Annotated in this window: 16 protein-coding genes; 3 read left to right on the plus strand and 13 right to left on the minus strand. The window is 63.7% G+C overall.

The features are described from left to right. The first annotated feature begins 14 nt into the window (after window positions 1–14). Window positions 15–758 carry a 23S rRNA (guanosine(2251)-2'-O)-methyltransferase RlmB gene (rlmB, locus tag J2W94_RS02450; protein WP_310090046.1) on the plus strand — a complete coding sequence of 248 codons (744 nt, stop codon included), beginning with the start codon at window positions 15–17 and terminating at the stop codon, window positions 756–758. Between the two features lie 10 nt (window positions 759–768). Next, window positions 769–1,980, plus strand: a complete 1,212-nt coding sequence (locus tag J2W94_RS02455) for a P1 family peptidase (protein ID WP_310090047.1) — start codon at window positions 769–771, stop codon at window positions 1,978–1,980. Between the two features lie 35 nt (window positions 1,981–2,015). Here J2W94_RS02455 and J2W94_RS02460 read toward each other — a convergent pair whose 3' ends face one another. From J2W94_RS02460 to J2W94_RS02520, 13 genes are all read right to left on the minus strand, one after another. Continuing rightward, window positions 2,016–2,531 (minus strand): GNAT family N-acetyltransferase, encoded by a 516-nt coding sequence (locus J2W94_RS02460; protein WP_310090048.1) that lies wholly within the window; start codon window positions 2,529–2,531, stop codon window positions 2,016–2,018. Continuing rightward, complete coding sequence (gene rnt, locus J2W94_RS02465; protein WP_310090049.1) at window positions 2,510–3,139, minus strand: ribonuclease T; 630 nt, start codon at window positions 3,137–3,139, stop codon at window positions 2,510–2,512. Before rnt ends, J2W94_RS02460 begins: the two co-directional genes overlap by 22 nt. A 106-nt stretch (window positions 3,140–3,245) precedes the next feature. Further along, window positions 3,246–3,995, minus strand: a complete 750-nt coding sequence (locus J2W94_RS02470; protein WP_310090050.1) for an HvfC family RiPP maturation protein — start codon at window positions 3,993–3,995, stop codon at window positions 3,246–3,248. Beyond that, window positions 3,988–4,842: an HvfB family MNIO-type RiPP peptide maturase gene (locus J2W94_RS02475; protein ID WP_310090051.1), complete on the minus strand. Its 855-nt coding sequence runs from the start codon at window positions 4,840–4,842 to the stop codon at window positions 3,988–3,990. The genes J2W94_RS02470 and J2W94_RS02475 overlap by 8 nt, the downstream gene beginning before the upstream one ends. Window positions 4,843–4,860: 18 nt before the next feature. Further along, window positions 4,861–5,301, minus strand: a complete 441-nt coding sequence (locus tag J2W94_RS02480) for an HvfA family oxazolone/thioamide-modified RiPP metallophore (protein ID WP_310090052.1) — start codon at window positions 5,299–5,301, stop codon at window positions 4,861–4,863. Window positions 5,302–5,440: 139 nt separating this feature from the next. Beyond that, complete coding sequence (locus tag J2W94_RS02485; RefSeq protein ID WP_310090053.1) at window positions 5,441–5,983, minus strand: RNA polymerase sigma factor; 543 nt, start codon at window positions 5,981–5,983, stop codon at window positions 5,441–5,443. A 139-nt stretch (window positions 5,984–6,122) separates the two neighbouring features. Beyond that, window positions 6,123–6,833 (minus strand): phosphate signaling complex protein PhoU, encoded by a 711-nt coding sequence (gene phoU / locus J2W94_RS02490; RefSeq protein ID WP_310090054.1) that lies wholly within the window; start codon window positions 6,831–6,833, stop codon window positions 6,123–6,125. Window positions 6,834–6,874: 41 nt separating this feature from the next. Next, on the minus strand, window positions 6,875–7,732 hold the full coding sequence (pstB, locus tag J2W94_RS02495) for a phosphate ABC transporter ATP-binding protein PstB (protein WP_310090055.1): 858 nt from the start codon (window positions 7,730–7,732) through the stop codon (window positions 6,875–6,877). Continuing rightward, entirely contained in the window at window positions 7,725–8,594 is an 870-nt protein-coding gene (pstA, locus tag J2W94_RS02500; protein ID WP_310090056.1) for a phosphate ABC transporter permease PstA, read from the minus strand. Before pstA ends, pstB begins: the two co-directional genes overlap by 8 nt. Continuing rightward, window positions 8,594–9,562 carry a phosphate ABC transporter permease subunit PstC gene (gene pstC, locus J2W94_RS02505; protein ID WP_310090057.1) on the minus strand — a complete coding sequence of 323 codons (969 nt, stop codon included), beginning with the start codon at window positions 9,560–9,562 and terminating at the stop codon, window positions 8,594–8,596. Before pstC ends, pstA begins: the two co-directional genes overlap by 1 nt. Before the next feature lie 81 nt (window positions 9,563–9,643). After that, on the minus strand, window positions 9,644–10,741 hold the full coding sequence (gene pstS / locus J2W94_RS02510) for a phosphate ABC transporter substrate-binding protein PstS (RefSeq protein WP_310090058.1): 1,098 nt from the start codon (window positions 10,739–10,741) through the stop codon (window positions 9,644–9,646). 315 nt (window positions 10,742–11,056) lie between these two features. Further along, complete coding sequence (pstS, locus tag J2W94_RS02515) at window positions 11,057–12,076, minus strand: phosphate ABC transporter substrate-binding protein PstS (RefSeq protein ID WP_310090059.1); 1,020 nt, start codon at window positions 12,074–12,076, stop codon at window positions 11,057–11,059. 191 nt (window positions 12,077–12,267) lie between these two features. Beyond that, window positions 12,268–13,452 carry an OprO/OprP family phosphate-selective porin gene (locus J2W94_RS02520; RefSeq protein WP_310090060.1) on the minus strand — a complete coding sequence of 395 codons (1,185 nt, stop codon included), beginning with the start codon at window positions 13,450–13,452 and terminating at the stop codon, window positions 12,268–12,270. A 195-nt stretch (window positions 13,453–13,647) separates the two neighbouring features. Here J2W94_RS02520 and arsC point away from each other — a divergent pair, with 195 nt between their 5' ends. Next, complete coding sequence (gene arsC, locus J2W94_RS02525; protein WP_430540560.1) at window positions 13,648–14,070, plus strand: arsenate reductase (glutaredoxin); 423 nt, start codon at window positions 13,648–13,650, stop codon at window positions 14,068–14,070. The last annotated feature ends 177 nt before the right edge of the window (window positions 14,071–14,247 follow it).

Genomic DNA, 14,247 nt, shown 5'->3' on the forward strand with positions numbered 1-14,247 from the left:
TTGATGGGTTGCAGATGAGCAAACAGAACCAATGGATCGCCGGCATCAACGCGGTGGCTTCGGCCATCGAGAACGATGCCGACAATGTGCGGGAAATATTGCTGGAAGCCGGCAGCAAGAACTCGCGCATCACCGAGATCGAGGAGAATGCGCGCCGCAAAGGCATCGAAGTGCGCCGCGTCACTCAGCAGGCGTTGGACGGCGTCGGCGGCTCGGTCCGTCACCAGGGCGTGGTGGCGCGCTATGCCGCGGCGAAAACCTGGGATGAGGGCGAACTGGCCGGTTTGATCGAAGCCGCCGAGGGCAGGGCCCTAGTGCTGGTGCTCGACGGCGTGCAGGATCCGCACAACCTCGGCGCCTGCCTGCGCAGCGCGGCGGCGGCGGGTGCGACCGCAGTAGTGATTCCCAAGGACAAGTCCGCGCCGGTGAACGCGACCGTGCGCAAGACTTCCGCTGGCGCGGCCGATCGTCTGCCGGTATTTCCGGTCACCAATCTGGCCCGCTGCCTGCGCGACCTGCAGCAGCTCGGTGTGTGGATCTACGGTCTGGCCGGCGAAGCGGAAGCCTCGCTCTACGACACCGATTTGCGCGGAAACGTGGCGCTGGTGCTGGGCGGCGAGGGCGACGGCATGCGCCGGCTAACGCGCGAGCATTGCGACGGGCTGGTGAAGATCCCGATGCCTGGAGACATCGAGAGCCTCAATGTCTCCGTTGCCGCGGGCGTGACGTTGTTCGAGGCCGTACGTCAACGCAAGTAGGAGCGAGCGCATGCGAATGAAGCGTATGGATACCTTCGCGTTCGGCCGATTCGCGGCTTTCGCGGCGCTGGCTTTTCTTTCCACCGCATCGACCTTCGCGCAGGCCCAGCAACGCGCCCGCGCTCGCGAGCTTGGCGTCGCTCCCGGCATCTTCGCCCCGGGCAAACTCAACGCCATCACCGACGTGGCCGACGTACGCGTGGGACAGGTGACCTTGCAGGAAGGCGACAAGGTGCGCACCGGCGTGACCGCCGTTCTTCCGCATGGCGGCAACCTTTATCGCTCGCGCGTGCCGGCAGCGCTGCATGTCGGCAACGGGTTCGGCAAGTTCGCCGGCAGTACGCAACTCAACGAGCTGGGCGAGCTGGAGACTCCCGTCCTCCTGACCTGCACGCTGTGCGTGTGGAAGGCCGCCGACGCCATGGCGGCATGGATGCTCGAGCAACCGGACATGCAGCAGGTGCGGTCCATCAATCCCGTGGTCGGCGAAACCAACGACGGTGGATTGAACGACATCCGCTCCCGCCCGGTCACCGCGAAGGCGGTGCGCGATGCGTTGGAAGGCGCGCGCGGCGGACCCGTGGAGGAAGGCAGCGTGGGCGCGGGTACCGGCACGGTGGCTTTCGGCTGGAAGGGCGGCATCGGCACATCGTCGCGGGTGTTGCCTGCTTCGCTGGGTGGCTGGACAGTGGGCGTGCTGGTGCAGACCAACTTCGGTGGCGTGTTGCAGGTGGCCGGTGCGCCGGTCGGTCGCGAACTCGGCCGTTATTCCTTCCAGAATGCCGTCGCATCGGAGCTGCCGTCCTCGGCGCCGTTCGCTTCCGGTCTTGCCGACGATCGCGGCGACGGCTCGGTGATCGTCGTCATCGCCACCGACGCGCCGATAGGCGACCGCAACCTGGCGCGCGTGGCTTCGCGCGCGATGATGGGACTTGGCCGCACCGGAAGTTCGGCCTCGAACGGCAGCGGCGACTACGCGCTCGCTTTCTCGACCGCCGCTTCCGTGCGCCGTGCGTTCGACGCGCCGCGGCATACCACCACCGAGCTTGCGAATGAAGAAATGAGCGCGGTGTTCCAGGCCAGCGTCGATGCGGTGGAGGAAGCGGTCTACAACTCGTTGTTCATGGCCACGACGGTCTCCGGCAATGGCCAGACCGTCGAGGCGATTCCGCTCGATCGAGTGCGGGAAATTCTGGAAAAATACGGGATACGCGCGCCCTAGTTTTCATGAGGCGTTTGCCCGCGGCGAAAACCGATTTACTCGGACGGCAATGGGGCCACTTGCAGCGAAACGCGCTTGCTTCCGCCTGCGACCCAGTGCGTACCCACCTCGCCGAAACCATAACGGGCGTGGAACTTCTGGGAAACGGGATTGGGAGGGTCGACATCGAATTCGCAGGCGATCTGTCCGAGGCCTTGCTGCCTGGCGTAGGCGAACAGGTCGTCGTATAGCGCCTGCCCCAGCCGTTTGCCCTGCTGCGTCGATGCGATCACGATGCGGTCGACATAGAGAAAGCTGTCCAGGCGTTCGGAAAACCAGCCGTAATTGGGGTTGGGGTAGTCCGCGCCCTCGCGCAATGCCAGCAGGAAAGCGACCACTTCGCCGTTCAGTTCGATGACCCGGTGATAAGCGCTTTGCGTGTCGAGATGGGTCAGGCGCGCCAGATCCATGGGGCTGGTGAAATGGACCGCTTCCTGATTCAGCGCCAGGATGCGCTCGAAGTCGTCCTTGTTCGCGTCGCGGATCACGGCTAGGCGACCGGTTTCGGCCACGCATTGGCGATCTTGCAGAACAGCCGCGCCGTCTGCTCGGTGTCGTAGACGGCCGAATGCGCGTCGTCCGCATTCCATTCCATCCCCGCCGCCTGCACCGCACGGGCCAACACGGTTTGGCCGTAGGCCATGCCGGCCATAGTGACCGTGTCGAAGACGCTGAAGGGGTGGAACGGATTGCGCTTGTGTCCGGAACGCGCGACTGCCGCGTTGAGGAAATTCAGGTCGAAGTGCGCGTTATGCCCCACCAGTATCGCGCGCTGGCAGCCATGCTTCTTCATCGCCGCGCGCACCGGCGCGAACACGTGTTCCAGCGCCTCCTTCTCCGGCTTGGCCAGGCGGAAAGGGTGGTCCAGCACGATGCCGGTGATCTCCAGCGATTTGGGATCGATGTCGGTGCCCGGCGCGGGGATGAGATGGGCGCTGGCGGTCTCGCCCAGGGCGAAAGCGCCGTTTTCATCCAGATCGATCGGCACCACCGCGATTTCCAGCAGCGCGTGGCGATTCCAGTCGAAGCCGCCGGTTTCCACGTCCACGACCACGGGCAGGTAGCCGCGGAAACGGCGGGACATGGGGCTGATCGGCAATGGTTCGTCTGGGCTCGTCATTGCGGCAAGCGTAGCAGAGCCTGCAAGCCAACCTTGTAGGAGCGGGCTCTGCCCGCGACGCTTTTTGATCAACCCCGGCGAAAAGCGTCGCGGGCAGGGCTCGCTCCTACGGACAGGTGCCCAGGATCGTGCCTTCTTCGCGCATACGAACGAGCATGGCGTGGCCTTGCTCGACGAAAGCGGGCAGGTCGGTAGCGCCGGCTTCTCCGGCCAGTTGTTCCAGCGCCTGGCGACCGCTGCGCTCGCCCGCGCGCAGGATCTCGATCAGCCGATATACCAACGGCGAGATTTCCGCGAAGCGGATGTCGTACTGCGCATCGCGTCTTACCAGCACCAGCGTCGGCGCTTCGGGCGGCGTCTCGGGCTGGTAGTCCGGACCGATGTGTTGCACCGGCCAGACATAGGCCAGGGCCCAGGCGATCGGCGATAACACCGGAATCCCGGCAAGCAGATCGCCGTCCGCATCGTGCGCAGGAAACTCGTCGTCGGCGATCTGCAGGCCCAGCTCCACCCATTCGTAATGCGCCATTTCCGCCAGCCAGGCCGGATCGTCGGCGCCGTGTTCCGCGCGCTCCTGCAGGAAACGGATGAACTCGCGTCCTATCTCCGCGAACAGCGGCGTGCGGCTGCGGTGCCGGGCATAGAATTCGCGCACGAGCGGTCGCCAGCGTTGTTCGCCCAGGGTCTTGCGGATGACGGGGAAATTGCCGGACAGCAGTCCTTCGATGTTGTTGAAGAACAGCTCCCGATAGACCGACAGACGGCGATCCTCCAAACCGGGAGGAGGCGCATGGGCGACGGGGTCGCGCAGGTGCGCGGCCAGCTCGAATTGCTGTTGCCGCAGCGTCTCAGCCATGGGCGGAAACCGGCGCTTGAAGGCCGGCGGCGGCGCGCTGCAGGTCGCGGATGCGCTCCACTTCGGCCAGCAATACCGGCATCGCCGGGAAATTGAAGTCGCGTTCCAACAGCGTCGGATGCACGCCATGCACGCGATAGGCGCTCTGCAGCAGCGACCAGACGTCTTCCTTGACCGCCGCGCCGTGGGTGTCGACCTTCAGGTCGTCCGCTTCGTCGTAGTGTCCGGCGATGTGGTACGAGACGATTCGTGCGGTCGGCATACGCGTCAGGAAATCGTGTGCGTCGTAGCCATGGTTGATGGCGTTGACGTAGATGTTGTTGACGTCCAGCAACAGGTCGCAGTCGGCTTCGGCCAGCACCGCGTTGACGAAATCCACTTCGTCCATGGCCCGATAGGGCGCGGCGTAGTAGGAGACGTTTTCCACCGCGATGCGGCGACCCAGCACTTCCTGCACGCGACGGATGCGCGAGGCGACGTGGCGCACGGCTTCCTCGGTGAAGGGGATCGGCATCAAATCGTAGAGATGGCCGTCGTCGGTGCAATAGCTGAGGTGCTCGCTGTAAAGAGCGACCTGGTGGCGGTCCAGAAAACGGCGCACGCGCGCCAGGAAAGTCTCGTCCAGCGGCGCAACGCCGCCGAGCGAGAGGGAAAGTCCGTGGCAGGTAAGCGGATAGCGTGCCGACAATTGCTCCAGCGCCGCGCCGAACCTGCCGCCGATTCCGATCCAGTTGTCCGGGGCGCATTCGAGGAAATCGAATGCGTCCGCGGGCGCTTCCTGCAGCGCGCCCAACAGGGCGCGCCGCAGGCCTATTCCGGCACTGGCGACGGGTAGGGGCGCTTTCATCCGATCAGGGCTGGCGGATCAGATGCTGCCGCCGCACTTGCCTTCGCCGCATTTGCCTTCGGCATGCTCGGCCTTGGCGTCGGTCTTCTTCTTGTCCGCGCCGCACTTGCCTTCGCCGCATTTGCCTTCCGAGTGGGCCTTGTGCTCGGCCGCATCGATGAAGCCGTCCTTGTTGGCATCCATGCTGTCGAATTTGTCGGCCTTGTCGGCGTGGGCAGCGGTGAACTCGGCGCGCGAGACCTTGCCGTCCTTATCGGTGTCGACCTTCTCGATGCCGCACTTGCCTTCGCCGCACTTGCCCTCGGCGGCCTTTTCGCCGCCGGCATCGGCGGCGGTAGCCGACAGCAGATAGCCTTGGGCCAGCGGCTGCATGGCGAATGCGGAGGTCGACAGGGCCAGTCCGCCGACGAGGGCCGTGCAAAGGGCGAGGGAAACGGGTTTTTGGTTGGACTTGCTCATGGCATTGCTCCTGGGATGCGGGTTATCCGCGGGTTGTGGGGGAAGTGTAGCGGCGAAGGGTTGGTGGTCTGTGTGCACTGCGGCAACGCGGGGTTTGCGCAATCGGTTGGCCGGGCCGGCACGGGAGCGGGTGCGGCGGTCATGCGGAACCCGCAGGCATCAGGTATTCGCGGGTCAGCACGCGCGCCCGGTGCAGGCGCGATTTGGCCGCCTCACGGTTGAGACCCAGGCGTTGCGCCAGTTCCTCGATGGAATAGCCTTCCAGGTCGCGCAGCAGAATGACTTCGCGATAGTGCGGAGGCAGCGACTCCAATGCCGCGGCGACGTCGTGACGCAGCTCCACCGGCTCGAAGCTGCAGGTGGGCTGGATATCCTCGGTGATGGCGTCGCCGGTCAGCATGCGTAAACCGCGTTTCAGGCGGTTGCATTCGCGCTTGACGATGCGGAACAACCAGGAGGCGAAGGATTCCAGCACGCGCAAATCGCCGATCCGGCGCGAGACCAGGATCATGCTTTCCTGCACGGCATCCTCGGTGTCGTTGATGTTGCAATGGTATTCGGCGTAGCGACGCAGATTCTGCCGCGACTGGACCAGCACGCGCTGCAGTGCGGCAAGATCGCCGGCACGGGCGGCGGCCAGATCGTCGGACGAATAGTGGGTGCTCGCGATTGCGCTGTTCATTTCCCTCTCCGTGACCGCAGCATGCCGCCGTTGCGGCATGCCTGACAGTGACAAAAGAGAGGGGTAGGGCGGGGAAGGATTCGCGGCCGCCCGCTCCGGTCGTCTTGCTGGTTATCGGCGATTCATGCTGCCGGCGCGGTCAGACCGCGCCGGTGGTGCTGGTGTCGTCGCGCTTGTCGCGCGGCGGCAGGGGCTGGTCGCCATGCACCAGGAACCAGATGTTCTCGGCGATGTTGGTGGCGTGGTCGCCGATGCGTTCCAGGTTCTTGGCCATGAACAGCAGGTGCGTGCATGGGGTGATGTTGCGCGCATCCTCCATCATATAGGTCAGCAGTTCGCGGAACAGAGCGGTGTACTGCGCATCCAGTTCCGCATCCCGTGCGCGCACCATCAGCGCGCGATCGGCGTCGCCTTCGCGATAGGCCTCCAGAACGTCGCTGACCTGGCGCGCGGCCAGCCGGCCCAGCGCGCGCAGGTTGGTGGTGTGGGGAACGGGGGGCGACACATTCAGCGCGATGGAGCGCTTGGCCACGTTGGCCGCGTAGTCGCCGATGCGTTCGATATCGGAAGGAATGCGCAGGCCCGCCAGGATCTCGCGCAGGTCGCGCGCCATCGGTCCGCGCAGCGCCAGCTGCATCACATCGTGGCTGATCTTGGATTCCAGCTTGTCGATTTCGACGTCGTTGGCGATGATCCGCTGCGCGGCGCGGTCGTCGCGGCGTTCGACCACGTCCAGCGCGGCCTCCAGCTGGGCGACGGCCATCCCGCCCATGTGCAGGATCTCGCCGACCAGGCGGCGTTGTTCTTCGTCGTAGCTCTTGACGATGTGTTCGTGCGGTTGGGTGCTCATGATGATTCCTGGCTGTGCATCGAATTCGTAGGGAGAGGTTCTTATCCGAATCTGCCGGTGATGTAGTCCTCGGTCTGCTGCTTCTTCGGACTGGAGAAGATGTTGGCGGTCACGTCGTGTTCGATCAGGTCGCCCAGGTACATGAAAGCGGTGTAGTCGGAAACGCGCGCGGCCTGCTGCATGTTGTGGGTGACGATGGCGATGGTGTAGTCCTTCTTCAGTTCCTCCACCAACTGCTCGATGCGGCTGGTCGAAATCGGATCCAAGGCGGAAGTCGGCTCGTCCAGCAGCAGCACGTCCGGCTTCAGCGCCACCGCGCGCGCGATGCACAGGCGCTGCTGCTGGCCGCCGGAAAGGCCCAGCGCGCTCTGGCCCAGCTTGTCCTTCACCTCGCCCCACAGCGCGCCCTGGTTGAGCGCGTGCTCGACCCGGTCGTTCATGTCGGCCTTGGAGATGTTCTCGTGGTGGCGGATGGCGTAGGCGATGTTTTCGTAGATGGTCATCGGGAACGGCACCGGCTTCTGGAACACCATGCCCACCTTGCTGCGCAAGCGGTTCATCGGGTACTTGGCGTCGAGGATATTCTCGCCATCGAGAATCACTTCGCCTTTCGCCGTCATCTTCGGGTACAGCGCGTAGATGCGGTTGAAGATGCGCAGCAGCGTCGACTTGCCGCAGCCGGAGGGACCGATCAGCGCGGTCACGCGCTTTTCCGGAATCTCCAGGTTGATGCTTTTCAGCGCGTGGAACTTGTCGTAGTAGAAATCCAATCCCTTGGCTTCCAGCTTCACCGGCGAAGGCGGGATCGCACCGCGATCCGTAGTCACGGTGGTGATCCGCTGGGTGGAATCGTTGCGTTGAACGTCGTTCATGGCCGGGTCCGAAAAGAGATTAGTCATTGGAGATCTTGTTGCGCAGCAAAATGCCGCGCGCACTCAGGCTGATAAGGAGTACGAACACGGTCAGGACCAGGGCGCCGGCCCAGGCCAATGTCTGCCAGGATTCGTACGGACTGCCGGCGAACTGATTCATCACCACCGGCACGCTGGCCATCGGCTGCATGACGTTGGCGTTCCAGTACTGGCTGCCGAAGGCGGTGAACAGCAGCGGTGCGGTTTCGCCGCTGATGCGCGCCAGCGCCAGCAGGATGCCGGTGACGATGCCGGCCGAGGCGCTGCGGTACAGCACCTGCACGATCACCTTCCATTGCGGCACGCCCAGCGACAGGGCCGCTTCGCGCATCTGCGAGGGCACCAGCCGCAGCATCTCGTCGGTGGTGCGCACCACCACCGGCAACACGATGAAGGCCAGCGCCAGCGCGCCGGCCAGCGCGGAGAAGCCGCCGCCGAACTGCATGATGAAAAGGGTGTACACGAATAGGCCAAGTACGATCGACGGCGCCGACAGCAGGATGTCGTTGACGAAACGCACGATGGTGCCGGCCTTGCGGGCGTTGCCGTATTCGGCCAGCCAGGTGCCTGCCAGCACGCCCAGCGGGGTGCCGATCGCGATCGCTAGCCCGCACATCACCGCGCTGCCGAAGAACGCGTTGGCCAGGCCGCCTTCCTGCATCGGCGGCGGGGTCATCTGCGTGAACAGGCTGACGTTGATGCCGGAAATGCCCTTGGCGATCAATGTCCACAGGATCCAGGCCAGAAAGAGCAGGCCGAACAGCGCGGTAGCGCAGGACAGCACCAAAGCGATCACATTGACGATGCTGCGGCGGCGGTAGAGGCCGGCGGCGGCTTTGTTCGTACTCATCAGTTGCCCTCCTTGCGCGAGAGTTGCATCAGCATGTAGCGCGCGATCGCCAGCACGATGAAGGTGACGATGAACAGCACGAAGCCCAGCAGCAGCAACGCGGAGCGGTAGGTTTCGGTGGCCTCGCCGAAGTCGTTGGCGATCAAGGCCGCGATGGTGGTACCCGGCTCCAGCAACGAAGCGGACAGGCTGACGGTATTGCCGATGACGAAGGCCACGGCCATGGTTTCGCCTAGGGCGCGGCCCAGGCCCAGGAAGATGCCGCCGATCACCGCCGAGCGCGTGTAAGGCAGCACGATGTCCCAGCTGACTTCCCATTTGGTCGAACCCAGCGCGTAGGCCGATTCTTTCAATCGCTGGGGCACGGTCAGGAACACTTCGCGCATCACCGAGCTGATGAAGGGAATGACCATGATCGCCAGCACGAAACCGGCGGTCAGCACGCCGATGCCCAGCGGCGGGCCGCGGAAGAACACGCCGATATAGGGAATGGTGCCGATATGATCGTTGAGCCAGGGCGTACCGTATTCGGTCATCACCGGCACCAGCACGAACAGGCCCCACATGCCATAGATGATGGAAGGAATGCCGGCCAACAGTTCGATGGCCGTGCCCACCGGACCGCGCAACCAGCGCGGTGCGACCTCGGTAAGGAAGAAGGCGATGCCGAAACTGACCGGTACCGCGATCAGCATCGCGATCACCGCAGTGACGATAGTGCCGTAGATCGGCGCCAGCGCACCGTATTTGTTTTCGACCGGGTTCCATTCCGACGAATAGAAGAAACTCAGACCTTCGGTTTCAAGAACTTCCCGGCCGCCCCACAGCATGGACAGGGCGGCAGTGGCCAACGCCACCAGCACGAAAGCCACGGTGGCGGTCAGCAACCAGCGAAACAAGCGGTCGTTGCGCGTATCGCGCGAGTCGCGCGTGGAGGGAGCGGCAGCGGGCAGTGCGGCGGCGTTCATTGCGTCGGGGAATCCAGGTTGAGTGCCGGGGAAAGCGAAAGGCCCGCACATCGCTGTGCGGGCTGTCTGGAGTCGTCTGGATCAGCTTTTGAATTCGCTGGCCCAATACGCCTCGATCTGTTTCACCAGTTCCGGCGGCAGCGGCACGTAATGCAGTTCGCTGGCCTGCGCCTGTCCGTTCTCGAAGGCCCATTTGAAGAAGGCCCGCGTGTCGGCGCTGCGCTTGGCGTCCTTCGGCTGCTTGTACATCAGCATGAAGTTGGTGGCGGTGATCGGCCATGCGTTCGCGCCAGGCGCATTGGTGATGACCAGATTGAAGTCCTTGGCGTTGGCCCAGTCGGCGCTGGCGGCCGCGGCGGCGAAGGTTTCGGCGTTCGGCTGCACGTAGTTGCCGGCCGCGTTCTGCAGCGAGGCGTAGGGCATCTGGTTCTGCAAGGCGTAGGCCAGTTCCACGTAACCGATCGAGCCCTTGATCTGCTTCACGTACGACGCCACGCCTTCGTTGCCCTTGCCGCCCACGCCGCCCGGCCATTGCACCGAAGTGCCTTCGCCGACCTTGGTCTTCCATTCCGGGCTGACCTTGGACAGATAGTTGGAGAAGTTGAAAGTAGTGCCCGAGCCGTCCGAGCGATGCACGATGCTGATCTTGCCGGCAGGCAGGGCCACGCCCGGATTGGCGCCGGCGATGGCCGCGTCGTTCCAGGTGGCGATCTTGCCCAGGAAGATGTCGGCCAGCAGCGCACCGGTCAGCTTCAGTTGGCCGGGCTGCAGGCCTTCCACATTGACTACCGGAACCACGCCGCCGATGGCCGACGGGAATTGGCCCAGGCCCGACTGCGCCAGCTCCTCGGGAGAAAGCGGCTTGTCGGTGGAGCCGAAATCCACGGTGCCGGCCTTGATCTGGGCGATGCCGCCGCCGGAACCGATGGACTGATAATTGACCTTGGCGCCAGTGGCCGTGTTGTAGTCGGCCGACCACTTGGACACCAGCGGATAGATGAAGGACGCGCCTGCGCCGGAGATCTCGGCTGCATTGGGGTTGGCTGCCGCATCGGCAGCGGGCGCGCCGGCTTCGGGCGCGCCGGTGGTCGGCGCTGCCTTGTCCGAAGGCTTGCAGGCCGCCAGGACCAGGGCGACGGAAAGAGTGAGCAGGGCGATACGTGCCGGCTTCAGGTTCATGGTGGTGACTCCGTATGACGACGTGCCGGCGATATCGCCAGCGGGTACGCCATGAAATGATGTTTTTGTTACAGGCGTATGACGCCGTATTTGTGCGGTTCGTCACCTGCGCGGGCAGGGGGTTTTCGCGATGCGGGCATGTCTGGGGGCGCGAATGCCTGCCGCTTTTGCGCGGATTGAGAAGCCGGTTGTCGACTGGTTACGCCATTCGGAACGATCCCAGATGGCGCCTTCTCGATGCGGAAGACAGAAAAAGGGCGCGGACTTCGCGGTCCGCGCCCTTCGAACGACCATGGGGGGAGAGAGACCCGTCGTTCAATACGCCATGTTCTGCGACCAGTAGGTTTCGATCTGTTGCACCAGCGCGGCCGGCAGCGGGACATAACCCAGGGCCTTGGCCTGGGCATCGCCGCTCTTGTAGACCCAGCGGAAGAATTCCTTGGCGCCCTTGGCGCCGGCGGCGTTCTTGGGCTGCTTGTACATCAGGATGAAATTGGTGGCGGTGATCGGCCAGGAATCGGCGCCCGGAGCGTTGGTCATTACCAGGTAGAAGTCCTTGGAGGAACCCCATTCGGCGCTGTTCGCGGCGGCCTGGAAGCTGTCGTCGCTGGGCACGATGAAGTTGCCGGCGGCGTTCTTCATGCGCGAATAGGTCATCTTGTTCTGCAGCGCGTAGGACAGTTCGACATAGCCGATGCCGCCCTTGATCTGCTTGACGTAAGCGGCCACACCTTCGTTGCCCTTGCCGCCGATCCCGACCGGCCACTTGACCGAAGTGCCTTCACCGACCTTGGTCTTCCACTCGCCACTGACCTTGGACAGGTAGTTGACGAAGTTGAAGGTGGTGCCGGAACCGTCCGAACGATGCACGACGGTGATCTTGGTGTCGGGCAACTGCACGCCACCATTGAGAGCGACGATAGCCGGATCGTTCCACTTGGTGATCTTGCCCAGGAAGATGTTGGCCAGGGTTTCGCCATCCAGCTTCAGCGCGCCAGCGGCGACGCCGGGTACGTTGAGCACCGGCACGATGCCGCCGATCACCGACGGGAACTGCGCTAAGCCGAACTTGGCCAGCTCATCGGGCTTCAACGGCGCATCGGAGGAACCGAAATCGACCGTGCCGGCCTTGATCTGGGCGATACCGCCGCCAGAGCCGATGGACTGGTAATTGACCTGCTTGCCGGAGGATTTCTTGTAGTCGGCCGACCACTTGGACATGGCCGGGTACACGAACGAGGCGCCGGCGCCGGTGACGTCGGCGGCCATTGCACCGGTCGAGAATGCGGCCGCCAGGGCCAACACCGCGACGCGGGATTTGAGGGAGTTGAACACGGATGGCTCCTGGTGGGAAAAGCGCGGCTTGTGCCGCTGGTGCGCATTCCACGACGTTTGCGTGACAACGGCGTGTCTTCAAAAAGACGGAAATGTGACAACGACATATGGGTTGCCCATAAAAAAAGCGCGGCCATCGGCCGCGCTTCGGTCGCCTGCGGGGAGGGACGCAGGCGGGTGAATCGCTTGGATTACCAGTAGAACTGGACGCGCGCTTCGATCACATTCGGGTCGTCGTTCAGCACACCCTTTTCCTGCTTGACCATGGCGTAGTTCAGCATGAACTTGAAGTTCGAGCGCCAGTACCAGTTGACGCCGGCGGTGATGCTGTCCATTTCGCCGCCGACCACGGCGCCGTCGGTCAGGTCGATCGTGTCGTAACGCAGACCGAGCTGCCACAAACCCTTGGTCGGATCGTCCGGCAGCGGTGTGGTCGGCACGCCAGCCTTGTAGCCCCAGGTCTCGCCGCTGAGATTCCACAGGCCGGAAATGTAGTAACCGTTGCCGCTGAAGTCGTCCAGACCGTCGGTGCGCTTGACGTCTATGGACATGTACTCGCCCTGCAGCTTGAACGGTCCATGCACCCACAAGCCCTCCACGCCGATCGTGCTGGCGCGGTCGGTACGATTGTTCAGGCTGGCGGCGCTGGTGAGGCTGCTGCCAGTGTCCACGAAACGGGTCGGGACCATGTCGGCCATCGGCCGGGCGCGCAGACGGATACCGTCGGCGTCGGTGTCCTTGTCGATGTAGGAAGCCCCGAAGTGCAGGATGTTGCCCGTCTCGTTGATCGGCGCCCAGTAGCCGCGCAAGGCATAGCCGCTACCGTGTTCGCGGTTGCGGGTCAGTTCGCGGCCGAAGTAGCTGGCCGTCAACGCCCAGTTGTTGTCGCCGTAGTTGTACTGCGCGCCGACGCGGCGCGGGGTGCCCAGGCTGTTGGTGATCGAGGACTTGGAAACGAAGTCGTTGTTCTTGGTCGAGGACAGCTCTTCCATGGTCGCGCCCGGCTGCTTGAACTGGCCGATCTGGAAGAAGTGGTTGGCATTGTTGCCGAACTTGTACTTGACATTGGCGTCCAGGAACTTGTCGTCCTTGGCGTCGTAGCCGAGCACCCATTCGATATTGCCCGGACCCTTGCCCTTCAGCACCAACTCGGCGCGCCGCAGTTCCTGCATGTAGTCTTCGCCGTCGAGGTCGGTGGCGGAATCCGCGCCGTAGTCGATGCCGTCTGTGTCGAAGTTGTAGAAATCGGCCTGCACCAGGCCTTCGAAGGAGACTTCGGAGCCGCCGATGACATCAAGGGCGACTTCAGCGTGCGCAGCCGGGGCGACCAGCGCCGCAAGCAGGGCGAGGGAGAGAGTGGAACGCGACAGTTTCATGGGAAAGCCCTTGGGGCGGTGGGAAGGTGCCGCGCAGGCTAATCCGTGAACTTTGCGTTATTGTGACAAAGCTGTCTTATTTCGTCGCGATGACACTTTTTATGCATCGGCGCTGGCGATCGAACCCCAAATCGGCTCTACGGGGCATGATGCGCATCTGTTTCTCACCAGGAATGCGTCATGGGTCCCTCCACCATCGACATCGTCATCTATCACAATCCCGATTGCGGGACTTCACGCAATACGCTGGCGATGATCCGCAATGCGGGCATCGAGCCCCACGTCATCGAATACCTCAAAACCCCTCCCAGCCGCGGCATGCTGGTTTCGCTGCTGAGGCGCATGGGAATAAGGGCGCGCGAGTTGCTGCGCGAGAAGGGCGCCCCTTACCAGGAACTCGGCCTGGACGATGAGTCGCTGAGCGAAGAAGCTTTACTCGAAGCGATGGTTTCCCATCCCCTGCTCATCAACCGGCCCATCGTGGTCTCGCCGCTGGGCGTGGCGCTGTGCCGGCCTTCCGAACAGGTGCTCGACCTGCTGCCGCAACCGCAACAGGGCCCCTTTGCGAAAGAAGACGGTGAACAAATCGTCGATGCGCAGGGCCGCCGCGTTATCTGACTCATGCTAGCGACCGGCAGCTGCCGACAACAAATTCGAGAGACCTGATGTCGAGAGACCTGATGTCGAGAGACGTGATGTCGAGAGACGTGATGTCGAGAGACGTGGGAGCGGCGTCCCGCCGCGAGCTTTGTAGGTCGGGGCTATGCCCCCGACGCATGGATTTCGGATAAGAAG

The organism is Pseudoxanthomonas sacheonensis (assembly GCF_031455975.1).
GTDB classification, from domain to species: Bacteria; Pseudomonadota; Gammaproteobacteria; order Xanthomonadales; family Xanthomonadaceae; genus Pseudoxanthomonas_A; species Pseudoxanthomonas_A sacheonensis_A.

Bases quoted from the DNA above. Each gene is read 5' to 3' on its own strand.
- pstB (WP_310090055.1), bottom strand. From the start codon at position 7,732: ATGACTAATCTCTTTTCGGACCCGGCCATGAACGACGTTCAACGCAAC.
- pstC (WP_310090057.1), bottom strand. From the start codon at position 9,562: ATGAACGCCGCCGCACTGCCCGCTGCCGCTCCCTCCACGCGCGACTCG.
- pstA (WP_310090056.1), bottom strand. From the start codon at position 8,594: ATGAGTACGAACAAAGCCGCCGCCGGCCTCTACCGCCGCCGCAGCATC.
- pstS (WP_310090058.1), bottom strand. From the start codon at position 10,741: ATGAACCTGAAGCCGGCACGTATCGCCCTGCTCACTCTTTCCGTCGCC.
- J2W94_RS02480 (WP_310090052.1), bottom strand. From the start codon at position 5,301: ATGAGCAAGTCCAACCAAAAACCCGTTTCCCTCGCCCTTTGCACGGCC.
- J2W94_RS02485 (WP_310090053.1), bottom strand. From the start codon at position 5,983: ATGAACAGCGCAATCGCGAGCACCCACTATTCGTCCGACGATCTGGCC.
- phoU (WP_310090054.1), bottom strand. From the start codon at position 6,833: ATGAGCACCCAACCGCACGAACACATCGTCAAGAGCTACGACGAAGAA.
- J2W94_RS02455 (WP_310090047.1), top strand. From the start codon at position 769: ATGCGAATGAAGCGTATGGATACCTTCGCGTTCGGCCGATTCGCGGCT.
- J2W94_RS02470 (WP_310090050.1), bottom strand. From the start codon at position 3,995: ATGGCTGAGACGCTGCGGCAACAGCAATTCGAGCTGGCCGCGCACCTG.
- rlmB (WP_310090046.1), top strand. From the start codon at position 15: ATGAGCAAACAGAACCAATGGATCGCCGGCATCAACGCGGTGGCTTCG.
- rnt (WP_310090049.1), bottom strand. From the start codon at position 3,139: ATGACGAGCCCAGACGAACCATTGCCGATCAGCCCCATGTCCCGCCGT.
- J2W94_RS02520 (WP_310090060.1), bottom strand. From the start codon at position 13,452: ATGAAACTGTCGCGTTCCACTCTCTCCCTCGCCCTGCTTGCGGCGCTG.
- J2W94_RS02475 (WP_310090051.1), bottom strand. From the start codon at position 4,842: ATGAAAGCGCCCCTACCCGTCGCCAGTGCCGGAATAGGCCTGCGGCGC.